At 54.9% G+C, this 21,835-nt stretch carries 19 protein-coding genes, 6 tRNA genes and 2 other RNA genes; 10 read left to right on the top strand and 17 right to left on the bottom strand.

Annotation, left to right across the window (positions count from 1 at the left end):
- Positions 1–59 precede the first annotated feature (59 nt).
- Positions 60–971, top strand: coding sequence for a cysteine synthase CysM (gene cysM, locus GVK32_RS10910; RefSeq protein ID WP_159867796.1), 912 nt, complete (start codon positions 60–62; stop codon positions 969–971).
- On the opposite strand, the gene GVK32_RS10905 is transcribed toward cysM, so the two are convergent.
- A complete protein-coding gene (locus GVK32_RS10905) occupies positions 968–1,369 on the bottom strand; it encodes an SgcJ/EcaC family oxidoreductase (RefSeq protein ID WP_159867793.1) in 402 nt (133 codons plus the stop codon). The genes cysM and GVK32_RS10905 overlap by 4 nt on opposite strands.
- A complete protein-coding gene (gene ptsJ / locus GVK32_RS10900; protein ID WP_159867790.1) occupies positions 1,351–2,682 on the bottom strand; it encodes a transcriptional regulator PtsJ in 1,332 nt (443 codons plus the stop codon). Before ptsJ ends, GVK32_RS10905 begins: the two co-directional genes overlap by 19 nt.
- 82 nt (positions 2,683–2,764) lie before the next feature.
- Here ptsJ and pdxK point away from each other — a divergent pair, with 82 nt between their 5' ends.
- A complete protein-coding gene (gene pdxK, locus GVK32_RS10895) occupies positions 2,765–3,628 on the top strand; it encodes a pyridoxine/pyridoxal/pyridoxamine kinase (RefSeq protein WP_159867787.1) in 864 nt (287 codons plus the stop codon).
- A gap of 67 nt (positions 3,629–3,695) precedes the next feature.
- Here the strand turns inward: pdxK and crr are convergent, their stop codons facing one another.
- From crr to cysZ, 5 genes are all read right to left on the bottom strand, one after another.
- Positions 3,696–4,205, bottom strand: coding sequence for a PTS glucose transporter subunit IIA (crr, locus tag GVK32_RS10890; protein WP_041146650.1), 510 nt, complete (start codon positions 4,203–4,205; stop codon positions 3,696–3,698).
- Between the two features lie 42 nt (positions 4,206–4,247).
- Positions 4,248–5,975: a phosphoenolpyruvate-protein phosphotransferase PtsI gene (gene ptsI, locus GVK32_RS10885; protein WP_041146649.1), complete on the bottom strand. Its 1,728-nt coding sequence runs from the start codon at positions 5,973–5,975 to the stop codon at positions 4,248–4,250.
- Between the two features lie 44 nt (positions 5,976–6,019).
- Entirely contained in the window at positions 6,020–6,277 is a 258-nt protein-coding gene (gene ptsH / locus GVK32_RS10880; protein ID WP_000487600.1) for a phosphocarrier protein Hpr, read from the bottom strand.
- Positions 6,278–6,658: 381 nt separating this feature from the next.
- Positions 6,659–7,630, bottom strand: coding sequence for a cysteine synthase A (cysK, locus tag GVK32_RS10875; RefSeq protein ID WP_041146648.1), 972 nt, complete (start codon positions 7,628–7,630; stop codon positions 6,659–6,661).
- 222 nt (positions 7,631–7,852) lie between these two features.
- Positions 7,853–8,614 (bottom strand): sulfate transporter CysZ, encoded by a 762-nt coding sequence (cysZ, locus tag GVK32_RS10870; RefSeq protein ID WP_159867784.1) that lies wholly within the window; start codon positions 8,612–8,614, stop codon positions 7,853–7,855.
- A 230-nt stretch (positions 8,615–8,844) separates the two neighbouring features.
- On the opposite strand from cysZ, the gene zipA reads away from it, so the two are divergent.
- From zipA to GVK32_RS10855, 3 genes are all read left to right on the top strand, one after another.
- On the top strand, positions 8,845–9,849 hold the full coding sequence (gene zipA, locus GVK32_RS10865) for a cell division protein ZipA (protein WP_200842864.1): 1,005 nt from the start codon (positions 8,845–8,847) through the stop codon (positions 9,847–9,849).
- Positions 9,850–9,923: 74 nt separating this feature from the next.
- The gene (ligA, locus tag GVK32_RS10860; protein ID WP_159867781.1) at positions 9,924–11,939 is read left to right on the top strand and encodes an NAD-dependent DNA ligase LigA; all 2,016 of its coding nucleotides are present in this window, start codon (positions 9,924–9,926) and stop codon (positions 11,937–11,939) included.
- A 1-nt stretch (position 11,940) separates the two neighbouring features.
- Positions 11,941–12,159, top strand: a complete 219-nt coding sequence (locus tag GVK32_RS10855; RefSeq protein ID WP_159867778.1) for a DUF3820 family protein — start codon at positions 11,941–11,943, stop codon at positions 12,157–12,159.
- Here the strand turns inward: GVK32_RS10855 and GVK32_RS10850 are convergent.
- Complete coding sequence (locus tag GVK32_RS10850; RefSeq protein ID WP_159867775.1) at positions 12,156–13,154, bottom strand: bile acid:sodium symporter family protein; 999 nt, start codon at positions 13,152–13,154, stop codon at positions 12,156–12,158. The genes GVK32_RS10855 and GVK32_RS10850 overlap by 4 nt on opposite strands.
- 89 nt (positions 13,155–13,243) lie before the next feature.
- Between GVK32_RS10850 and GVK32_RS10845 the strand changes: the two genes are divergently transcribed.
- Positions 13,244–14,170 carry a LysR family transcriptional regulator gene (locus GVK32_RS10845; RefSeq protein WP_159867772.1) on the top strand — a complete coding sequence of 309 codons (927 nt, stop codon included), beginning with the start codon at positions 13,244–13,246 and terminating at the stop codon, positions 14,168–14,170.
- A gap of 72 nt (positions 14,171–14,242) precedes the next feature.
- Here GVK32_RS10845 and GVK32_RS10840 read toward each other — a convergent pair.
- The 6 genes from GVK32_RS10840 to GVK32_RS10815 form a co-directional block, all read right to left on the bottom strand.
- Positions 14,243–14,379: non-coding RNA, RtT sRNA (locus tag GVK32_RS10840), on the bottom strand.
- Between the two features lie 43 nt (positions 14,380–14,422).
- Positions 14,423–14,559, bottom strand: a non-coding RNA gene (locus GVK32_RS10835) — RtT sRNA.
- A gap of 43 nt (positions 14,560–14,602) precedes the next feature.
- Positions 14,603–14,678: transfer RNA gene (locus GVK32_RS10830), tRNA-Lys, on the bottom strand.
- Positions 14,679–14,682: 4 nt separating this feature from the next.
- Positions 14,683–14,758: transfer RNA gene (locus tag GVK32_RS10825), tRNA-Val, on the bottom strand.
- A 46-nt stretch (positions 14,759–14,804) separates the two neighbouring features.
- A tRNA-Val gene (locus GVK32_RS10820) sits at positions 14,805–14,880 on the bottom strand.
- A 44-nt stretch (positions 14,881–14,924) separates the two neighbouring features.
- Positions 14,925–15,000 (bottom strand) — tRNA-Val (locus tag GVK32_RS10815).
- A 259-nt stretch (positions 15,001–15,259) separates the two neighbouring features.
- Between GVK32_RS10815 and gltX the strand changes: the two genes are divergently transcribed.
- A complete protein-coding gene (gene gltX / locus GVK32_RS10810) occupies positions 15,260–16,678 on the top strand; it encodes a glutamate--tRNA ligase (protein ID WP_041146642.1) in 1,419 nt (472 codons plus the stop codon).
- Positions 16,679–16,721: 43 nt separating this feature from the next.
- Here the strand turns inward: gltX and GVK32_RS10805 are convergent, their stop codons facing one another.
- Positions 16,722–17,123: a YfeC-like transcriptional regulator gene (locus GVK32_RS10805; protein WP_159868031.1), complete on the bottom strand. Its 402-nt coding sequence runs from the start codon at positions 17,121–17,123 to the stop codon at positions 16,722–16,724.
- Between the two features lie 4 nt (positions 17,124–17,127).
- Positions 17,128–17,481, bottom strand: coding sequence for a YfeC-like transcriptional regulator (locus GVK32_RS10800; protein WP_041146641.1), 354 nt, complete (start codon positions 17,479–17,481; stop codon positions 17,128–17,130).
- A 219-nt stretch (positions 17,482–17,700) separates the two neighbouring features.
- On the opposite strand from GVK32_RS10800, the gene GVK32_RS10795 reads away from it, so the two are divergent.
- The 3 genes from GVK32_RS10795 (at position 17,701) to GVK32_RS10785 (ending at position 20,281) form a co-directional block, all read left to right on the top strand.
- A tRNA-Ala gene (locus tag GVK32_RS10795) sits at positions 17,701–17,776 on the top strand.
- Between the two features lie 40 nt (positions 17,777–17,816).
- Positions 17,817–17,892 (top strand) — tRNA-Ala (locus GVK32_RS10790).
- Between the two features lie 208 nt (positions 17,893–18,100).
- Positions 18,101–20,281 (top strand): EAL domain-containing protein, encoded by a 2,181-nt coding sequence (locus tag GVK32_RS10785; protein WP_159867769.1) that lies wholly within the window; start codon positions 18,101–18,103, stop codon positions 20,279–20,281.
- Positions 20,282–20,322: 41 nt separating this feature from the next.
- Here GVK32_RS10785 and GVK32_RS10780 read toward each other — a convergent pair whose 3' ends face one another.
- Positions 20,323–21,525 (bottom strand): NupC/NupG family nucleoside CNT transporter, encoded by a 1,203-nt coding sequence (locus GVK32_RS10780; RefSeq protein ID WP_041146639.1) that lies wholly within the window; start codon positions 21,523–21,525, stop codon positions 20,323–20,325.
- Between the last annotated feature and the right edge of the window lie 310 nt (positions 21,526–21,835).

Here is a 21,835-nt window from a genome sequence, read left to right as displayed (position 1 = left end):
CCGGGGACGTTTGCAGGCCGGGTAAACTCAGACCCCGGCCTTTTTATTGGGTAAAAACCGTGAATACATTAGAACAAACCATCGGCAATACTCCTCTGGTTAAACTGCAGCGCCTGGGGCCGGACAACGGCAGCGAAATCTGGGTCAAACTGGAAGGCAATAACCCGGCGGGTTCCGTTAAGGACCGCGCCGCGCTTTCGATGATCGTCGAGGCGGAAAAACGTGGCGAAATCGCGCCCGGGGACGTGCTGATTGAAGCGACCAGCGGCAATACCGGCATCGCGCTGGCGATGATTGCGGCGCTGAAAGGCTATCAGATGAAGCTGCTGATGCCCGATAATATGAGCCAGGAGCGCCGCGCCGCCATGCGGGCATACGGCGCCGAGCTGATTTTGGTCACCAAAGAGCAGGGAATGGAAGGCGCGCGCGACCTCGCCGCCGAGATGGCGCAGCGTGGCGAAGGCAGGCTGCTGGATCAGTTCAATAATCCCGACAATCCCTACGCGCACTACACCACCACCGGGCCGGAAATTTGGCAGCAGACCGAGGGGCGCATCAGCCATTTTGTCTCCAGCATGGGGACGACCGGGACGATTACCGGCGTTTCACGATTCCTGCGCGAACAGCATAAGCCGGTGAGTATTGTCGGCCTGCAGCCGGAGGAGGGGAGCAGCATCCCGGGCATCCGCCGCTGGCCGGCAGAGTATATGCCGGGCATTTTTAACGCCTCGCTGGTGGACGCGGTGCTGGATATTCATCAGCAGGATGCGGAAAACACCATGCGCATGCTGGCTACCCGGGAAGGCATTTTTTGCGGCGTAAGCTCCGGCGGTGCGGTGGCCGGCGCGCTGCGTATTGCCCGGGAAAATCCTGGGGCGGTGGTGGTAGCGATCGTTTGCGATCGCGGCGATCGCTACCTCTCCACCGGCGTGTTTGGCGAAGAGCACTTTGCCCAGGGCGCAGGGATTTAAACCGGCGGCTGGTCCAGCAGATCGGTGCCGTAGGAGTTATCAACGCTGCAGAGCCAGCGATCGTTCTGCAGCTGGAAAACATAGGTCGCGCGGCGCGTGACCTGTGTTGAACCGCCCTCCGCAGTGGGGATATCCAGCCGCGTTTCCATTATCACCAGCGCGTTTCCCGCGCCTTCAATAATCTCCATTTTTCCCTGGGTGACGATCAGCCGATGCTGAAAATAGTCGGCAATTGCGACGAAAGCCTTGCGGATATTCTCTTTGCCCCTGACCACCATTCCCGGCTTAACGACCAGCACGGCGTCTTCCGCGTAGTAAGCCATTAAGGTAGCGTAGTCTTCCTGCGAGATAGCCCGGTCGCAGGCTTCGATGGCCGCTTTTAGCTGCGGGTTTGACATGATATTGACTCTGGTTTGTGTGGGAGGATCGCGTGATGGAGATCCCCGGCCAGCCGGTCAATCTCATCAGGAGTGAGGGCGGCGAGCGAGAGCCGTAATCCATACGACGGCGCGCGAATGCCAAAGGGCTCGCCTTCGCGCACCAGCCAACCGGCGCGGGCCAGGCGTAGCGCAAGCGGCTGGCTCGGCGCCGACAGCGGAAGCCAAAAGTTCAGGCCATCGCCGGGGCCAGGGTTATCGATACCGCGGCGGGTAAGGGCGCTGGCCAGCCTTTCATTACCCTGGCGGTAGGCGCGGCGGGTTTGCGCCAGGGAGGCAGTAAACGCACGATCATTCAGACAGGCCAGCGCCAAATCCTGCAGCAGGTGGCTGACCCACTGGCTGCCCGAGTTGAGGCGCAGCCTCAGCGCCGCTGAGGTGGTGGGATCGCTGGCGACAACCGCCAGCCGCAAGTCGGGTCCCAGGGCCTTTGACATCGAGCGGATCAGCGCCCAGCGCCGGGTCTCCTCGGGCAGAGGAGAGTGCCACGGCGTGGAGGAGAGCAGCGCAAAATGGTCGTCGAGAATGACCAGCACCTGCGGGTAGCGGGCCAGGATTTCGCGGATCGCCGCGGCCCGCGCCTCGCTCAGGCTGCAGCCGGTGGGATTGTGCGCACGCGGAGTGATAATTACCGCCCTGGCGCCCTGGCGTAACGCCTCCTCCAGCGCGGCGTGCTGTATGCCTTCGATATCGACCGGCACCGGACAGGCGTTAAAACCGGCATAGCGCAGCATGTTGATGCTGCTGAGAAAGCAGGGGTCTTCCACCACCACCCGATCGCCGGGCAGCAGCAGCGCGCACAGGAGTCGCTCCAGGGCGTCAATCGCGCCGCTGGTGAGGTTGATTTCGCTCTCAGCTCTCACGTCTTTTTGCACCCAGTCGTGCGCCCAGCGGGCCAGCTTCGGGTCGACGGCGGCGCTGCCGTACAGGCGCGGAGCCGGGCTGAGGCCAGGGAGGTAGCGGGTGAGGTCGGGGAGACGCCGTGGGTCGGGGTTGCCGCCGGAAATATCGTTTAACGCGCAGCCCTGGGCGCTGCCTTCTAGCACCATTGGCGCGCCGGGGGCTCTGATTGCCGTACCGTTGCGCCCCTGGCTTACGGCCAGGCCGGAGGTCACCAGCCGCTTATAGGCCGCGGCGACGGTATTGCGGTTAACGGCGAGTCTGGTAGCCAGCTCGCGAACCGGAGGCAGCATGTCACCGGGTTGTAACGTTCCGCTCTGCACCAGATGACGGATGTTATCGAAGATATCATTGGCGGTTTTTCCGGCGAACATTATTGACCTATGACAAAATGAATTTTAGCATAAGACGAATAATAATCAGGGTATAACCCGCTGTCCAGCGGGAGGAGACGGGATGGGCCAGCAAGACGAAATACAATCGGTGCTCTTCAATGACAAAAGTCGGGCGCTGCAGGTCGATATCGTTGCCGTGCAGTCGCAGGTCGTTTACGGCAGCGTGGGTAACAGCATCGCGGTACCGGCAATTGAACAGCACGGCCTGCGGGTCATGGCGGTGCCGACGGTGCTGTTCAGCAATACGCCGCACTACGATACGTACTACGGCGGAGTGATCCCTGATGAGTGGTTCGTTGGCTATCTGCGCGCGCTGGAAGAGCGCGATGCGCTACGCGAGCTGCGGGCGGTTACCGCAGGCTATATGGGGAGCGCGGTGCAGATTGAGCGGCTGGCGCAGTGGCTGATGCGGATCCGCGATAGCCACCCTGAGCTGTGTATTCTGGTCGATCCGGTGATCGGCGACGTTGACAGCGGCATTTACGTTAAGGCCGAAATCCCGGAGGCCTACCGTCGCCATCTGCTGCCGCTGGCCCAGGGGATCACGCCTAACCTCTTTGAGCTGGAAACGCTCAGCGGGATGTCCTGCCGCAGCCAGCAGGAGGCGGTGAATGCCGCGCGTAGCCTGCTGTCCGAAACGCTGAAATGGGTGGTTATCACCAGCGCGCCGGGCCTCGATAGTGCCACCATGAATGTGCTGGTAGTGACGGCAGAGTCGGTGGAGGTGGTTATCCATCCGCGGGTAGAAACGGATCTGAAGGGAACGGGCGACCTTTTCTGCGCCGAGCTGATCAGCGGTTTAGTGAGCGGACAGGCGTTAGGTGACGCGACGCGCGCAGCGGCGCAGCGGGTGCTGGCGGTGATGACCTGGACCGCGGAGCACGGTAGCGATGAGCTGATCCTCCCCGCGCCGGGAAGAGGATAACGGCCGGATTAGGCGATGCTGAGATAAAAAAAATGGCGCCAGAGGCGCCATTTTTCTGCGGCAAGAATTACTTCTTGATGCGAATAACCGGAGTTTCACCCACGGTCACGCTACCGGACAGTTTGATCAGCTCTTTGATCTCGTCCATGTTGGAGATAACAACCGGAGTCAGGGTAGACTTGGCTTTCTCTTCCAGCAGCGGCAGGTCAAATTCGATAACCGGGTCACCGATTTTCACGCGCTGGCCTTCTTCAGCAATACGCTTGAAGCCTTCGCCTTTCAGCTCAACGGTATCAATACCGAAGTGAACGAACAGCTCGATGCCGCTATCGGATTCGATAGAGAACGCATGGTTGGTTTCAAAGATTTTACCGATGGTGCCGTCTACCGGCGCAACCATTTTGTTGCCGGTAGGCTTGATGGCGATGCCATCACCCACAATTTTTTCTGCAAAAACCACATCCGGCACGTCTTCGATGTTAACGATCTCGCCAGAGAGCGGAGCAATAATCTCAATAGTTCCGGTGTCTTTTTTGTCATCAGAAACCAGAGATTTCAATTTATCGAACAAACCCATGATCTTCTCCTAAGCAGTAATTTGGGCCGCGCATCTTATGGATTAGCAGATTGTTTTTTCTTCAATGAACTTGTTAACCAGCGTCATTAACTCGTCCGTTGTCGGTTGAGCAAGAGCCTGCTCTGCTAATACTTTCGCATCTTCGAAGTTCGTGTTACGAATAATCTTCTTGATGCGCGGGATGGAAATGGCGCTCATAGAGAATTCGTCCAGCCCCATACCCAGCAACAGAAGTGTAGCACGTTCATCGCCCGCAAGCTCACCACACATGCCGGTCCATTTGCCTTCAGCGTGAGAAGCATCAATAACTTGCTTAATCAGCGTCAGGACGGATGGTGACATTGGCTGGTAAAGATGTGAAATCATATCATTACCACGGTCAACTGCCAGAGTATACTGCGTTAAATCATTGGTTCCGATACTAAAGAAATCAACTTCCTTCGCTAAGTGACGAGCAATCGTGGCAGCGGCCGGTGTTTCAACCATCACGCCAACTTCGATTGTTTCGTCAAATGCTTTACCTTCGTCACGCAGTTCCTGCTTATAGATTTCAATCTCTTTCTTCAGCGCACGCACTTCTTCGACAGAGATGATCATCGGGAACATGATGCGCAGCTTACCGAAAGCAGAGGCACGCAGGATGGCGCGAACCTGGTCACGCAGGATCTCTTTACGATCCATTGCGATACGCACGGCTCGCCAGCCGAGGAACGGGTTCTCTTCTTTCGGGAAGTTCATGTACGGCAGCTCTTTATCGCCACCGATATCCATGGTGCGAACGATAACAGCCTGAGAGCCGCACGCTTCAGCTACCGCTTTGTAGGCGGCGAACTGTTCTTCTTCAGTCGGCAGCGCATCACGGTCCATGAACAGGAATTCGGTACGGTACAGGCCTACGCCTTCCGCGCCGTTACGTTCAGCGCCGTCGATATCGCGAACGGTACCGATGTTGGCGCACACTTCAACCTGGTGGCCGTCGAGCGTGATGGCCGGCAGATCTTTCAGCTTCGCCAGCTCGGCTTTCTCTTCAGCGACCTGAGCTTGCAGATCGCGCAGCTCTTCAATTTGTTCGTTGCTTGGGTTAACCAGTACCTGGTTGTTGACCGCGTCAAGAACCAGATAGTCGCCGTTTTTCACCTGCGTGGTCACACTACCGGTGCCGACAATTGCCGGCAGCTCAAGGGAGCGCGCCATGATGGAGGTGTGGGAAGTACGGCCGCCCGCGTCGGTGATAAAGCCCAGCACCTTGTTCAGGTTCAGCTGTGCGGTTTCTGACGGGGTAAGATCGGCGGCAACCAGAATGACTTCATCCTGAATCGCGCTCAGATCGATGATAGCCAGGCCGAGGATGTTACGCAGTAGGCGCTTACCAATATCGCGTACGTCAGCCGCACGCTCTTTCAGGTATTCATCATCGAGCTCTTCCAGAGCAATAGCCTGGCCTTCGATAATTTCATTAGCTGCCGCGTCGGCAGTCATGTGCTTATCTTTAATCAGGGCTATGATTTCCTGCTCAAGCTCCTCATCTTCCAGCAGCATGATGTGCCCTTCGAAGATGGCTTCTTTTTCTTCACCGAAAGTTTCACCAGCTTTGGTTTTGATGACCTCCAGCTGGGCGGAGGCCTTGGTGCGGCCGCTCAGGAAACGTTCAATTTCCTGCTCAACCTTATCGGCAGAAATTTTCTTCCGGTCGATGACAATTTCGTCTTCTTTCAGCAGGAGAGCCTTACCGAAAGCGATACCCGGGGATGCTAAAATGCCTGAAATCATAACCCTACCTTACTTGTGACTGATATTAAAAAGAACCCGTGAACTTATTCGAGTTCAGCCATCAGTTTTACCAGATGCTCAACTGCTTTCTGCTCATCTTCGCCTTCAGCGGAGATGGTGACGACGGTACCCTGAGTCAGACCCAGAGTTTGCAGTTTGAACAGGCTTTTGGCGCTGGCGCTTTTGCCGTTGGAGGTAACAGTGATCTCAGAAGTAAAGCCTTTAGCTTCTTTAACAAACTGAGCAGCAGGGCGGGTGTGCAGACCGTTCGGAGCGGTAATGGTAACTTCTTGCTGGAACATTATATTTCCCCAACTTATAGGTTTAGTGTTGTGGACCTAAAGTCTAGCCTAACGGCCAGGCTTTAGCCTGTATTGTTAGCGCCGGCGTTACGTGTCTGGCTAAGGTGTCGGCAGCGGTGAACCGCTGTGAGGACCATCTGGCCGTTGACGTCTGGCACGTCATTAAACATTATGCCGCGAAAGGAAGACTTGAACCAAATCATAAAATCGATTCAGCTTATGGAAATCCAATTCTGAATAATTTCGCGCATCAAAATAAATGTGCTGGTTAAATACCAGACCCTACGCGGTGAATCAATGCCAGGAGGGGTAAAACTTTGACGTATGCCACAAAAAAGCACCTAAAAAGGTGCTTTTTTACACGATACTTACAAGCTGGCATCACTGTTGCAGTTCTTTCTCGGTGAAGAGATCGGCGAACAGGGCTGTGCTTAAATAACGCTCACCAGAAGATGGTAGGATAACCACTATATTCTTATTGGTAAAGGCCTCATCTTCCTGCAGCTTAAGCGCGGCGGCGACGGCAGCACCGGAGGAGATACCGGCGAGGATACCTTCTTCATCCATCAGGCGACGGGCGGTCGAAATAGCCTCTTCGTTGGTGATAGCCACGACTTTATCGACCAGCTTCAGATCGAGGTTGCCTGGAATAAAGCCGGCGCCGATCCCCTGAATTTTGTGCGGGCCTGGCTTGAGCTCCTGACCTGCCAGCGCCTGAGCGATTACCGGTGAATCGGTCGGCTCGACCGCAACGGTAATCAGATCTTTTTTGCCCTTGGTGCCTTTAATGTAGCGACTTACGCCGGTCAGCGTACCGCCGGTGCCGACGCCGGAGATAAAGACGTCAACCTGACCATCGGTATCTTCCCAGATTTCCGGGCCGGTGGTCTTTTCATGGATTTCCGGGTTTGCCGGATTGCTGAACTGCTGTAGCAGCAAATATTTTTCCGGGTTGCTGGCAACGATTTCTTCGGCTTTTTGAATCGCCCCTTTCATGCCTTTCGCGCCTTCGGTCAGCACCAGGTTGGCTCCCAGCGCTTTCAGCAGCTTACGGCGTTCGATGCTCATGGTTTCCGGCATGGTCAGCGTCAGCTTGTAGCCGCGGGCTGCGGCGACGTAGGCGAGGGCGATACCGGTGTTGCCGCTGGTCGGTTCTACCAGCTCAACGCCCGCTTTCAATACTCCGCGTTTTTCAGCATCCCAAATCATATTGGCACCGATACGGCATTTAACGCTAAAGCTCGGGTTGCGAGATTCAACCTTTGCCAGGATGCGTCCGTTACCGATTCGGTTCAGTCGGACTAGCGGCGTATGACCGATAGTCAGGGAGTTATCTTCAAAAATCTTACTCATGGCCCGTCCTTAACTGTATGAAATTTGGGAGTACGGCTTCAGCATACCCGCTTAAAGAATATGCGGAAGTAAGGATTTAGCATATCTATATTCGTAAGGGAAATAATGGCAAGCCAGAAGGAATAAGGCGCGGCATAAGCCATCGCCCGGTAGCGCTGAAAATGAGGGGCCGCGAAGTCGCGATTTTTGGCCCATCCATAGGCCTGGCTCATCCGTCAGGGCCTATTTCCACATCGCATGTTTATGGCGATAGCAGTCGACCCACATTGCCGTTGCGCCGCAAATAGCCACCGGCAGGATAACGAGGTTGAGGATCGGGATCATGGTGAACAGGCTGGTCAGCGCGCCAAACTGCATGTTGGTGACTTTGCGCGTACGCAGCGCCTCACGCATGGTTTTAAACGGTACCTTGTGGTTATCAAACGGGTAGTCGCAGTACTGAATGGCCAGCATCCACGCGCTGAACAGGAACCACAGCACCGGCGCCACGGTCTGGCCGATGCCTGGAATGAAGTACAGGATCAGCAGGATGATGGCGCGCGGCAGATACCAGGAAAACTTTTGCCACTCACGCTTCATGATGCGCGGAACATCTTTCATGATGCCGAATACGCCGACGTCGGGAGGCGTGGCGCCGGTTAGGCGCGCCTCCAGTTGCTCCGCCAGCAGGCCGCTAAACGGGGCGGCAATCCAGTTGGCAATGGTAGAGAAAAAGTAGCCGAAGACCAGCAGAATCGAGATGACCATGACCGGCCACAGCAGATAGTTGAGCCAGCTCAGCCATTCCGGCACGTGGCTCATCAGCGAGGGGATCCAGCTATCAAGGCGCGTGAACAGCCACCAAAAGGCACCGCCCATCAGGATAATATTGACTAATAAAGGCAGAAATACGAAACGACGAATCCCCGGCAGCCCGATCAGTTTCCAGCCCTGCGAAAAATAGTAAACGCCGCTACGCGGGGAAGTGGGGGATGTTGAAACCATGGTCAGGCGATGCTCCTTTTTTGGCATTCAGGCTGAATGCCCGCTTATTTTATCGGGTTGCCAGACAATAACCAGTTAGGAAATGTTCGAAAAAGCAGCAAAAAGCACGATTTAGTTCATCTTTATGTAGTGAAAGCGGTAGACCCACTTGCACTCGGCGTAATCGACAAATACTCTTAGTAAGTAAATGTTTGCCGTGGTGGCAAGGTGTTAGAACAACAGAGAATATAATGATGCAGGATTTGCGTCTGATATTAATCATTGTTGGCGCGATCGCCATAATCGCTTTACTGGTACACGGTTTCTGGACCAGCCGTAAAGAACGTTCCTCGATGTTTCGCGATCGCCCACTAAAACGTATGAAGTCTCGCGATGACGAAGAGTCTGAAAGCGATGGCTTCGATGACGATGTTGAAGGCGTAGGTGAAGTTCGCGTTCATCGGGTTAATCACGCCCCAAATGGTCACAATGGGGAGCAAGAGGCACCTCGTCAGACGCCGCAACACCAGTATCAGCCGCCTTACGAACGTCAGGCGCAGCCGCCCGTGCGTGCGGAAGAACCCGTTCGCCAGCCGCAGCCTGCCCATCAACAGCCGCAGGCCCCGCAGCCGCAAACCAGCGCGCCTCAGCATCAGCCGGTAACGCCGCAGCAGCCAGTGCAGCATCAGCCCGTAGCGCAGGCGCCTCAGCAGCCGGTAGCACAGAGCGCACCGCAGCCTGCTCCGGTCCAGCCAGCCGCCGCCGCACCGACTCAGCCAGCGCCTGAACCGGCGATTGCGGAACCCGCGCCGGCAGCCCCTCAGCCAAAAGAGCGTAAAGAGACGGTCATCGTGATGAACGTGTCAGCGCATCAGGGCTCGCAGATCAACGGTGAAGTGTTGATCAACAGCATCCAGCAGGCGGGCTTCAAATTTGGCGATATGAATATCTTCCATCGTCATCTCAGCCCAGACGGCAGCGGCCAGGTCCTGTTCAGCCTCGCGAATATGGTGAAACCCGGTACCTTTAACCCGGACAGCATGGCGGATATGACGACGCCTGGGGTCACTATCTTTATGCAGGTGCCGTCCTTCGGCGACGAGCTGCAAAACTTTAAGCTGATGCTGCAGTCTGCACAGTACATCGCTGACGAAGTCGGTGGCGTGGTGTTAGACGATCAGCGTCGGATGATGACTCCGCAGAAAATGCGTGAATATCAAGACCGTATTCGTGAAGTGAAAGAGTCTAACGCCTGATTCACTGACCTGCGTTTCGTCTCCCAATCCTGAACCCCCGCCCGTCGGGGGTTTTTTATCATTGATGGTGCGATATGGAACCGATCGAACAAAAACTGACTGAACTGCGAACCACGCTTCGCCATCATGAATATCTGTACCACGTTATGGATACCCCTGAAGTTTCCGATGCGGAATATGACCGGCTGATGCGCGAACTGCGCGAGCTGGAAGCCGAGCATCCCGAACTCATCGTCTCCGACTCGCCGACTCAGCGCGTGGGCGCGGCTCCGCTGGCCTCCTTTAGCCAGATTCGCCATGAAGTACCGATGCTTTCGCTGGATAACGTCTTTGACGAAGAGAGCTTCCTCGCGTTTAACAAGCGCGTTCAGGACCGGCTGAAAAGCAGCGACGATCTGGTCTACTGCTGCGAGCTGAAGCTGGACGGACTGGCGGTGAGTATTTTGTACGAAAACGGCGTGCTGGTGCAGGCGGCAACGCGCGGCGATGGCACTACCGGCGAGGATATTACCTCTAATGTGCGGACGATTCGCGCGATCCCGCTGAAGCTGCGCGGTGACAATATTCCTGCGCGCCTGGAAGTGCGCGGCGAGGTGTTCCTGCCGCAGGCCGGGTTTGAAAAAATTAACGACGAGGCGCGTCGCAGCGGCGGCAAGGTCTTTGCTAACCCGCGCAATGCGGCCGCAGGTTCCCTGCGCCAGCTCGACCCGCGGATCACAGCGAAGCGACCGCTTACTTTCTTTTGCTACGGCGTGGGTGCGCTGGAAGGTGGCGAGCTGCCGGCGAGTCACTCCGGGCGTCTGCAGCAGTTTAAGGCCTGGGGATTGCCGGTTAGCGAGCGCGTAACGCTCTGCCGCACTCCAGAGGAAGTACTTACTTACTATCGTAAGGTTGAGGAGGACCGCCCGACGTTAGGTTTTGATATCGACGGCGTGGTCATCAAAGTGGATTCTCTGGCGCTTCAGGAGCAGCTCGGCTTTGTCGCCCGCGCCCCGCGCTGGGCCGTCGCCTTTAAGTTCCCCGCTCAGGAGCAGATGACCTTCGTGCGCGACGTGGAGTTCCAGGTTGGCCGTACCGGAGCAATCACGCCGGTGGCGCGCCTCGAGCCGGTTCAGGTTGCTGGCGTGCTGGTGAGTAACGCCACGCTGCACAACGCCGATGAAATTGAACGCCTGGGTCTGCGAATCGGCGATAAGGTGGTGATCCGCCGCGCCGGGGACGTTATTCCTCAGGTGGTTAACGTCGTGCTCTCCGAACGTCCGGAAGATACGCGTGAAATCCTCTTCCCGACCCACTGCCCGGTATGTCATTCAGACGTTGAGCGCGTGGAAGGCGAAGTGGTGACGCGCTGTACCGGCGGATTAATTTGCGGCGCGCAGCGTAAAGAGGCCTTAAAGCACTTCGTTTCCCGTCGCGCGTTAGACGTTGAGGGCATGGGCGACAAGATCATCGACCAGCTGGTTGAGAAAGAGTACGTGCACACGCCGGCCGACCTGTTCCGCTTAAGCCCGGGTAAGCTCACCGGCCTTGATCGCATGGGGCCAAAGTCGGCGCAAAACGTGGTCAATTCGCTGGAAAAATCGAAAGAGACGACCTTTGCCCGCTTCCTGTACGCGCTTGGCATTCGTGAGGTCGGCGAAGCAACGGCCGCGGGGCTGGCGGCGCATTTTGCGACGATTGAGGCGCTCGAGCAGGCATCCATTGACGATCTGCAGAAGGTGCCGGACGTCGGCATTGTGGTGGCTACCCACGTGCGTAATTTCTTTGCTGAAGAGAGCAACCGTGAGGTTATCGCCCAGCTGCGCGCGGAGGGCGTCCGCTGGCCCGCGCCGGTGGTGGTGAATGCCGAAGAGATCGATAGCCCGTTTGCCGGCAAAACCGTGGTCCTGACCGGCAGCCTGAGCCTGCTGTCCCGTGATGATGCCAAAGCGCGGCTGGTGGCGCTGGGGGCGAAAGTGGCGGGCAGCGTATCAAAGAAAACCGATCTGGTGATTGCCGGGGAAGCGGCGGGGTCGAAGCTGGCTAAAGCGCAGGAGCTGGGTATTGCGGTGATCGATGAGGCCGAAATGCTGCGGCTGTTGGGAGATTAACGTGGATAAGGAACGGCTTATCGAGATTGCCAATACGGAAATGCCGTTTGGCAAATATAAAGGTCGTCGTTTGATTGACGTGCCTGAAGAGTATTTGCTGTGGTTTGCCCGTAAGGAGCAGTTTCCCGCCGGGCATCTTGGTGAGCTGATGGCGTTAACCTTATTGATTAAAACCGAAGGGCTGACCCAGCTGGTTCAGCCCTTCAGGCAGCCGCGTTAAGCCTCTGGCGCGCTGGCATTTTCACGCGCCAGCCGCTCTTCCGCCTGTCGTTTATAGCGTCGTGCCAGCACGGCGCACACCATCAGCTGGATCTGATGGAAAATCATCAGCGGCAGCACCATGATCCCCAGAATCGAGGTTGGAAAGAGAATATTGGCCATCGGGATCCCGTTTGCCAGGCTCTTTTTCGATCCGCAGAAGACAATGGTAATTTCATCCGCTTTATTGAAGCCGCATTTGCGCGCAACAAAGATGTTAATGGCGATAACGATGGCCAGCAGCACGATGCTGACGACGACGATGAAAAGCAGCGAGCCAAGGCCGACTTTATGCCAGATACCGTTCACCACCGCCTCACTAAACGCCGAGTAGACGACCAGCAGGATAGAGGTCTGATCGGTTTTTGAAATCCATTTTTTATGCCGCGCCACCCATGCGCCAATCCACGGACGGGACAGATGACCGAGGACGAACGGCAGCAGAAGCTGCAGCATAATCTTGCCGACCTGCTCCAGGCTGCCGCCGGCGCCGTGCAGATTCATCAGTAGCCCGACCAGCAGCGGTGAAATGAAAATTCCCAGCAGGCTCGATGCCGAGGCTGAACATACGGCCGCCGCTACGTTTCCGCCAGCCAGTGAAGTGAAGGCGATCGCTGACTGCACGGTCGCGGGCAGAATGCAGAGATAAATAAAGCCGGTATAGAGCGCTGGATCGACGTTTATCGGCGCCCACCACGCAAACAGCACCCCCAAAACGGGGAAGACGATAAAAGTGCTGCACATCACCCACAGATGCAAACGCCAGTGGCCGCCGCCGGAGATAATCGCCTCGCGGGAGAGCTTTGCGCCGTGCATAAAGAACAGCAGGGCAATGGCCGCGGTGGTGAGGTGCTCAAAGAAGGGGACAAATTCGCCGCGCGCCGGGAAAAAGGAGGCCAGCAGGACGACGGTAACGAGGGTAAGGGTAAATGGGTCAAGAATGCGGAAAAATTTCATAATCGCTCCTGAAAATCGATTTCGCTATTGTGCTTTTTTTAGTTTGAGAAATAAAATTGATTTATTGCATCTATTCATGAATAAAAAAGATGAATTATTCACTGCGTCAGTTAAAGGTATTTGTCACCGTCGCCAGGGCGAGAAGCTTCAGTCGGGCAGGGGAGATGATTGGGCTCAGCCAGTCGGCGGTGAGCCATAGCGTCAAGGAGCTGGAGCATCAGACCGGTGTGCGACTGCTCGACAGAACCACCCGAGAGGTGGTGCTGACGGAGGCGGGGCATCAGCTGGCGGGTCGGCTTGAGCGGCTGCTGGACGAGCTGAATAGTACGCTGCGCGATGCCGGACGCGTGGGTCAGCAGCTGACGGGAACCGTGCGGGTTGCTGCCAGCCAGACGATTTCCGCTCACCTCATCCCTCAGTGCATTGCCCACAGTAATCGGCGTTACCCGGAGATTGATTTTGTGCTGCACGATCGCCCTCAGCAGTGGGTTCTGGAGAGCATTCGCCAGGGAGAGGTGGATTTTGGCATTGTTATCGATCCCGGCGTCGCGACGGATTTGCAGTGTGAGACGGTCCTGTCTGAGCCGTTTTTGCTTTTATGTCGGGAGGATCATCCTTTTGCCGAAAGGACATCGGTGAGCTGGCAGGATCTTCAGCACCAGCGGCTGGTATTGCAGGACTACGCCTCCGGCAGCCGGCCGCTGATTGACGCCGCGCTGGCGCGCTTTGGTATTGACGCCAATATTGTGCAGGAGATTGGGCATCCGGCGACGCTGTTTCCGATGGTGGAGTCAGGAATTGGTATCAGCATACTACCGGCGCTGGCGCTACCGCTGCCTCAGGGCAGCCATTTGCGGGTCAAGCGGCTAACGCCGGTCGTTGAGCGTCAGCTGATGCTGGCGCAGCGTAAGAAACGCTCGCTTTCAACCGCCGCCCAGGCGCTGTGGGAGGTGGTGCGTGAAGAGGGGAATACGCTGACTGCGGGCAGAACTGAGGATCCGCTGTATCAGCGGTGAGGCGTGAGTCTCCAGGAGCGGGCGTGGCGTTCAGAAACGAAAAAAGCGCCAAAAGGCGCTTTTTTCTAAATATGGTGGGTCGTGCAGGATATCACTCGTCTCATCCTGAGACTCGCCCTGCGGGTCGCCACAGGTGGCGATGCAAAATCGCTCCCGGCGATTTTGTCGAACCTGCAGCAGGTTCTCATCCTGCACGGTTAAGTACGGTGCGCAGAAACGAAAAAAGCGCCAAAAGGCGCTTTTTTCTAAATATGGTGGGTCGTGCAGGATATCACTCGTCTCATCCTGAGACTCGCCCTGTGGGTCGCCACAGGTGGCGATGCAAAATCGCTCCCGGCGATTTTGTCGAACCTGCAGCAGGTTCTCATCCTGCACGGTTAAGTACGGTGCGCAGAAACGAAAAAAGCGCCAAAAGGCGCTTTTTTCTAAATATGGTGGGTCGTGCAGGATTCGAACCTGCGACCAATTGATTAAAAGTCAACTGCTCTACCAACTGAGCTAACGACCCGAAGTGGTGGGTGATGACGGGATCGAACCGCCGACCCCCTCCTTGTAAGGGAGGTGCTCTCCCAGCTGAGCTAATCACCCACTTCGGTACTTCATTTTATTGCAAGAAATCCAGCTGGTGAGAAAGTGGTGGGTGATGACGGGATCGAACCGCCGACCCCCTCCTTGTAAGGGAGGTGCTCTCCCAGCTGAGCTAATCACCCACTTCTCAATTTCTTGCTACACGGCGGAGACTACGTAAAGTAGTTGGTGGGTGATGACGGGTTCGAACCGCCGACCCCCTCCTTGTAAGGGAGGTGCTCTCCCAGCTGAGCTAATCACCCCCGCTGTGTGGAGTCGCATTATAGGGAGAGTTGAAAATGAGTCAACGCCTTTTCTAAATAATTTGTTTGTTCGTCGTAAAATTAAACAAAACGATCGCGAAAGCATCCGCGGCGCATGATTTATAAACAAAAATGGCAAAGCGTGACGTTCAGACGGGAACTACATTGAGGAATCAGCCTACGGTGTTAGAATATTCACCCATAAATACCAACAGACTCTGCCGGTTGTCGGCATCTTTATTAAACGTAAGGCCATTTCATGAAAATCAAAACTCGCTTCGCGCCCAGCCCGACAGGCTATCTGCACGTTGGCGGCGCGCGTACTGCTCTCTACTCCTGGCTTTTTGCCCGCAACAACAACGGTGAGTTTGTACTGCGTATTGAAGACACCGATCTCGAACGCTCCACGCCGGAAGCAATCGAAGCCATTATGGATGGGATGAACTGGCTGAATCTGGAGTGGGACGAAGGTCCGTATTTCCAGACTAAACGTTTTGACCGCTACAACGCCGTTATTGATGAAATGCTGGAAGCGGGCACGGCCTATAAATGCTACTGCTCTAAAGAGCGCCTCGACGCGCTGCGTGAAGAGCAGATGGCAAACGGCGAGAAACCTCGCTACGACGGTCGCTGCCGCCATGGTCACGAGCATCATGCGGACAACGAACCGTGCGTGGTGCGTTTTGCCAACCCGCAGGACGGTTCCGTTATTTTTGACGATCAGATCCGCGGACCGATTGAGTTCAGTAACCAGGAGCTGGACGATCTGATCATTCGCCGTACCGACGGTTCTCCGACCTATAACTTCTGCGTTGTCGTGGATGACTGGGATATGGAGATCACGCACGTGATCCGTGGTGAAGACCATATCAACAATACCCCGCGTCAGATCAATATCCTTAAAGCATTGAACGCGCCGGTGCCGGTCTATGCGCACGTTTCGATGATCAACGGCGATGACGGTAAAAAGCTCTCTAAGCGCCATGGTGCGGTGAGCGTGATGCAGTACCGCGACGATGGCTACCTGCCTGAAGCGCTGCTGAACTACCTGGTACGCCTGGGCTGGTCCAGCGGCGATCAGGAGATCTTCACCCGTGAAGAGATGATTAAGCTCTTCTCCCTCGGCGCGGTCAGCAAATCCGCCAGCGCGTTTAACACCGAGAAGCTGCAGTGGCTGAACCACCACTACATTAACTCCCTGGCGCCGGAGTATGTGGCAACGCATCTGCAGTGGCATATTGAGCAGGAAAATATCGATACCCGTAACGGCCCGCAGCTGGCTGAGCTGGTGAAGCTGCTCGGCGAGCGTTGCAAAACGCTGAAAGAGATGGCGGCGAGCTGCCGTTACTTCTATGAAGAGTTTGACGAGTTTGATGCCGACGCGGCGAAAAAACACCTGCGCCCTGTTGCGCGTCAGCCGCTGGAAGTCGTACGCGATAAGCTGGCTGCGGTGACCGACTGGACGGCAGAAAACGTTCACCACGCTATTCAGGCGACGGCGGATGAGCTGGAAGTTGGGATGGGGAAAGTTGGGATGCCGCTGCGCGTTGCGGTAACCGGTGCTGGACAATCTCCGGCCCTCGACGTGACCGTTCATGCGATTGGTAAATCCCGCAGCGTAGAACGCATCAATAAAGCGCTGGCGTTTATTGCTGAACGCGAAAGCCAGCAGGCCTGAGCATCATAAGCTACGCATAACGGCAGGCACTCCTGCCGTTTTTTTATTCTTTTGACCGCTCGCCGTTAATTCCCAGACGCGATAAAAATCCGCTGATGCCCTCTCTTGCAAGAAAGTCCCGCAAATGCTGCTGTTCTTCTGGCGTCATGAGATGAAGCGTCTCGGCAATTTGTCGCCAGATAGCTCCGGCATCGTTAATAAAGTAGTGGCCAGGCGGTTCTGCCAGCTGATAATCGGCAATCAGGTGCCGCAGCGCGGGAATATTTGTCAGAAAATCAAGAACCGGCCTGTCGATAACGATGAGACGCGCGCGCCCACCTTTGACGCCGGGAATGGTCTCCGTACGCCACTTTTGCTCTCTGACCCAGCGGTTAATCGTTTGTCTGGCAAGGCCGAGACATTCCGCAAGCTCTGCCGGGGTCATCTTATCTTTTAATTTCATCATCATGTTACTGGTCGCGAATGTCCAGGCGCTGGAGTAAACCGGTGATACCTTCACGCAGCAAAAGCGACATCAGCTTTTTCTGTTCGCCGGGGGTCATCTCTTTGCTCAGCGTAAGCAGCAGCGGTTCAAGGTCGTTTTCTACGCTGGCGTAAGAGGGAGGCGTTTCAGCCACGCGCTGTGCGCTGCGAATAAAATCGCGCACCTGCTCGTTGACGTGTACGAGGCGGGCTTTGCCTCCCTGCACACCGGGGCGGGGGGATGTTTGCCATCCTTCTTTGCGTACCCATTTATTGATTGTCTGCCGGCTGAAGCCGGTGAGATGGGCGATTTCTTCAGGTGTCATTCGTTCCTTGAGCATACTATTTCCTGAGTAAAAATGTGGGAATTAGTTGTTCATGTTATAGCATCCTTTTAGATGAAAGAGTGACATGTTTAACTTCTCCCTGCGATAAGCTTCGCAATGTCAGCTATTTGCCTGCTTTTTCAGCGATCAAATTCAGAGGGGTGATTTTGCCGTTGACACCTGACGAAGGAATTCATATTATGCCGCCCGTCAACACGACACGTTTTATGTTACGGGGCTATAGCTCAGCTGGGAGAGCGCTTGCATGGCATGCAAGAGGTCAGCGGTTCGATCCCGCTTAGCTCCACCAAATCCTGTTCCCATCAGGTTTGGTTGTAAAACGTACTGTTGGGGCTATAGCTCAGCTGGGAGAGCGCTTGCATGGCATGCAAGAGGTCAGCGGTTCGATCCCGCTTAGCTCCACCAAATTCGAAACCCTCGCTACGGCGGGGGTTTTTTGTTTTCTCCTTCGCTAATGTAAAGCACTTTGTGCTTACGTCAGAAAATCTCCTGCTAGTAGAATGAAGTGTAATTTAAGAATTTTCCCTGGCTTATTACCTTGCCTGCCATAATTAACCAACATAGTATTTATATATTAAGTATAATTCCGGCGCGGGACCTTTAATTAACAATAATGACAGGTAAATTTAACATTAATATCAGAAGATCTTTACTCGCGCTGATCGTTTGTTTAATTACGATTCCATTAGCCAGGTTTATTTCACCTCAGGCATTGATTGACGGCAATCAAATTTTCCTCGCCTGGCTACCGCTAAGTATGATGTACGCGGTCATCTTTATATTTGGCCGCTTTGCGGTCGCTCCGTTGATTATCGCCTTTGCTATCACTAACGCCTGGATAGTCCCTCTGACGATGCTGCAGGCGGCAATTTTATTATTCTGTCAGCTATTCTCGGTGCTGGCGTCGTGCGCCGTTGTCCGCATGCTGCTCGGTAAGACGTGGCGCAGTGGGTTAACCACAAAGCGGATGGGCATCAGAATCTTTTGGGGCGGTTTTTTTGCCACCATATTAATGAAAGTCACCATGTATCTGGCGGGGGTGTTTTTTTCTTTCCCTTTGGTTATATCGAGTTATTTCAAAGATATGCCGGCAATTTATACCATTATTGATATTCAGAGTTTGATTTGTGCAGCGTTAATTTTTACCACCTTCTTTTATTATCCGTTGCGGATGATTATCAGTCCGCGTTTTGCCCGCATATTCTGGCTTCGTCATTGTCAACCGTGGCTTACCCGCGAGCGTCGGGTATTTACGCTGTACTGGTTTATGGCGCTCGCAGCAATATTAGTGGTACTTTGTGCACCTTATAACTCTGTTTTTATTGCAGGTTATTTAGTCCCGCTTATTTTTATTCTCTATTTTATTGGTATTAGCCGGTTGGGCCATGTGCTAATCCGTATTTCATGGTCCGTTTCAGCATTCTTGCTGGTTGCCTATAATCAAAATTTCTTGCAGGGCGTAAAGACCGAATACGCCTTATCATTCGTGCTCTCGGTACTCATCTCATTCACCATCTGCTTGTTTTATATGCTGGATATTTACGCTCAGAACGAACGAATCAAGCTCAGATGGCGGGATCAGGCGCAGGAGGACCCGCTGACCGGATTACCTAATCTGCGTGCGCTGGAGTGCCATTTACGCCGCAATCCTCAGGTCGCCATCAGCAGCCTACGAATTGATAATCTGGACTTCCTCAGCCGCCATTACGGCATGATGATGCACGTGCACTGCAAGCGGCAGGTAGCCGGTAAGGTGCAGCCGCTGCTGGGGGCGGGAGATAAAATATTTCAGCTACCCGGCAGCGAGCTGCTGCTGGTGCTGTGCGGGCCGGAACCCGAGGCGCGGCTAGGCCACATCGTGGCGATACTCAACCACAATAAATTTAGCTGGAATAACCAGACGCTGGATCTGGAGTTTGGCGCATCGTGGGGCCGGCATCATGGCGTCGAGGCCGAGCTTCATCCGATGCTGGGCCAGCTGAGCTGGCTTTCGGAGCAGGCCGGCGCGAGGCAGAGGGTGCTGGCGCTGGACGCGACGCAGGGGCAGGTTTCCGATCAGACCAGCGAGCAGGTACGTATGCTAACCCGGGTGAAGCAGGCGCTCAGCAAACGCGATCTCGTGCTGTATGCCCAGCCGATCCAGAACGCGACGGGGGAGGGCTATTACGAAGTGCTTACGCGGATGCAGTGCGGAGAAACCGTCATTACGCCGGACCGCTTTATTCCGCTCATCGTGCAGTTCAACCTGAGCCAGCGTTTCGACATGCTGGTACTGGAAACGTTGTTCAGCACCCTGCACCGTCATCCGGGCCAGCACTTCTCCGTTAATCTGCTGCCCTACACTCTGATGCAGCGCGACAGCGCGGCGCAGATTATTGCGTTGTTCAGACGCTATAACCTCCAGGCCGAAGCGATCACCCTCGAAATTACCGAAGAGCAGGCCTTCTGCGATGAGCAAACCAGCCTGCACAACATCCAGCAGCTGCGGGATTTTGGCTGCGCCATTGCTATCGATGACTTTGGTACCGGTTATGCGAACTATGAGCGCCTGAAGCGGCTCCAGGCGGATATCGTGAAGATTGACGGCTGCTTCGTGCGCGACGTGGAGACCGACCCTCTGGATGCGATCATTATCAAATCCATCATCGAGATGGCGAGAGTGAAAAACCTGACGGTTGTGGCGGAGTACGTGGAAACGGAGGCGCAGAGGGCGCAGCTGCTGGCGCTAGGCGTTGACTATTTGCAGGGCTACCTGATCGGCAAGCCGCGGCCGCTCGAGGAACTACGGGCGTAAAAAAGCCGGGACACGCCCGGCTTTTGCACAACCTTAAGAAATTACAGTACCAGCGCGGCGATAGACGCTGAGAGCACGCTCACCAGGGTCGAGCCGTAAACCAGCTTCAGGCCAAAGCGGGAAACAACGTTACCCTGCTCTTCGTTCAGGCCTTTAATCGCCCCGGCAATAATCCCGATTGAGGAGAAGTTGGCGAAGGAGACCAGGAAGATGGAGATAATGCCTTCCGCACGCGGAGAGAGCGTGCTGGCAATTTTCTGCAGATCCATCATCGCAACGAATTCGTTTGAAACCAGTTTAGTCGCCATGATACTGCCGACCTGCAGCGCTTCACCTGCCGGTACGCCCATCACCCATGCTACCGGGTAGAAGATGTAGCCGAGGATACCCTGGAAGGAGATGCTGTAACCGAACCAGCCGGTAACGGTCGCGAACAGGGCGTTCAGCGCAGAGATTAACGCGATGAAACCAATCAGCATCGCCGCAACGATAATCGCCACTTTAAAGCCTGCCAGGATGTACTCACCCAGCATTTCAAAGAAGCTCTGACCTTCATGCAGGTTCGACATCTGCAGATTTTCTTCGCTTTCATCAACGCGGTACGGGTTAATCAGCGACAGTACGATAAAGGTGCTGAACATGTTAAGAACCAGCGCCGCCACGACGTACTTCGGCTGCAGCATGGTCATGTACGCGCCGACGATGGACATGGAAACGGTGGACATCGCGGTCGCCGCCATGGTGTACATGCGGTTACGCGACATTTTGCCGAGGATATCTTTATACGCGATAAAGTTTTCCGACTGGCCCAGAATCAGCGAGCTGACGGCGTTGAATGATTCCAGCTTACCCATGCCGTTAATTTTGGACAGCACGGTACCGATCGCGCGAATGACGATAGGCAGGATGCGGATATGCTGCAAAATACCGATCAGCGCAGAGATGAAGACGATGGGGCACAGAACCTTGAGGAAGAAGAAGGCGAGGCCTTTATCGTTCATATTGCCGAAGACGAAGTTGGTCCCTTCGTTAGCAAAGCCGAGAAGTTTTTCGAACATCTCGGAGAATCCTTTCACGAAACCCAGACCGATATCGGAGTTCAGGAAGAACCATGCCAGCAGGACTTCAATGACAAGCAATTGAATAACATAACGAATACGAATCTGCTTACGGTTGTGGCTGACCAAAAGGGCCAAAATAGCCACCACGACGATCGCGAGAATAAAGTGCAGGACGCGGTCCATATTTGCTCCAAATATGAGGCAGGTTAAATTTCTGTGCACATTCTATGTAACAAGCTCAAAGAAAACGAGATCAAATCCACACTATTGCAAGGAACTGTGACTAATCACCAAAATAGTGATCGAACATACATTTTTGTTATGTTGCGTAAAGGTTTTAAAAGTTGCTTAGATTGTACTAATCTGATGACCAGGCGCGATGGACTTCCATCGATGCCACCTTTTCGTTATTAGCCGCTATCGTTCCCCCCTATCAAAGCAATAATTATCGCCGTTACAAATGAACTTGATAATCATTCGCATTTTGGTAGCA

The sequence above is a fragment of the Klebsiella sp. 18074 genome, assembly GCF_902705905.1.
Taxonomy (GTDB): Bacteria; Pseudomonadota; Gammaproteobacteria; order Enterobacterales; family Enterobacteriaceae; genus Klebsiella; species Klebsiella terrigena.
The sequence above is the reverse complement of the archived record's forward strand: the minus strand, read 5'-3'. Positions and strand labels throughout refer to the sequence as shown.

Bases quoted from the DNA above. Each gene is read 5' to 3' on its own strand.
- GVK32_RS10905 (WP_159867793.1), bottom strand. From the start codon at position 1,369: ATGTCAAACCCGCAGCTAAAAGCGGCCATCGAAGCCTGCGACCGGGCT.
- ptsJ (WP_159867790.1), bottom strand. From the start codon at position 2,682: ATGTTCGCCGGAAAAACCGCCAATGATATCTTCGATAACATCCGTCAT.
- pdxK (WP_159867787.1), top strand. From the start codon at position 2,765: ATGGGCCAGCAAGACGAAATACAATCGGTGCTCTTCAATGACAAAAGT.
- crr (WP_041146650.1), bottom strand. From the start codon at position 4,205: ATGGGTTTGTTCGATAAATTGAAATCTCTGGTTTCTGATGACAAAAAA.
- ptsI (WP_041146649.1), bottom strand. From the start codon at position 5,975: ATGATTTCAGGCATTTTAGCATCCCCGGGTATCGCTTTCGGTAAGGCT.
- ptsH (WP_000487600.1), bottom strand. From the start codon at position 6,277: ATGTTCCAGCAAGAAGTTACCATTACCGCTCCGAACGGTCTGCACACC.
- cysK (WP_041146648.1), bottom strand. From the start codon at position 7,630: ATGAGTAAGATTTTTGAAGATAACTCCCTGACTATCGGTCATACGCCG.
- cysZ (WP_159867784.1), bottom strand. From the start codon at position 8,614: ATGGTTTCAACATCCCCCACTTCCCCGCGTAGCGGCGTTTACTATTTT.
- zipA (WP_200842864.1), top strand. From the start codon at position 8,845: ATGATGCAGGATTTGCGTCTGATATTAATCATTGTTGGCGCGATCGCC.
- ligA (WP_159867781.1), top strand. From the start codon at position 9,924: ATGGAACCGATCGAACAAAAACTGACTGAACTGCGAACCACGCTTCGC.
- GVK32_RS10850 (WP_159867775.1), bottom strand. From the start codon at position 13,154: ATGAAATTTTTCCGCATTCTTGACCCATTTACCCTTACCCTCGTTACC.
- GVK32_RS10845 (WP_159867772.1), top strand. From the start codon at position 13,244: ATGAATTATTCACTGCGTCAGTTAAAGGTATTTGTCACCGTCGCCAGG.
- gltX (WP_041146642.1), top strand. From the start codon at position 15,260: ATGAAAATCAAAACTCGCTTCGCGCCCAGCCCGACAGGCTATCTGCAC.
- GVK32_RS10805 (WP_159868031.1), bottom strand. From the start codon at position 17,123: ATGATGAAATTAAAAGATAAGATGACCCCGGCAGAGCTTGCGGAATGT.
- GVK32_RS10800 (WP_041146641.1), bottom strand. From the start codon at position 17,481: ATGCTCAAGGAACGAATGACACCTGAAGAAATCGCCCATCTCACCGGC.
- GVK32_RS10785 (WP_159867769.1), top strand. From the start codon at position 18,101: ATGACAGGTAAATTTAACATTAATATCAGAAGATCTTTACTCGCGCTG.
- GVK32_RS10780 (WP_041146639.1), bottom strand. From the start codon at position 21,525: ATGGACCGCGTCCTGCACTTTATTCTCGCGATCGTCGTGGTGGCTATT.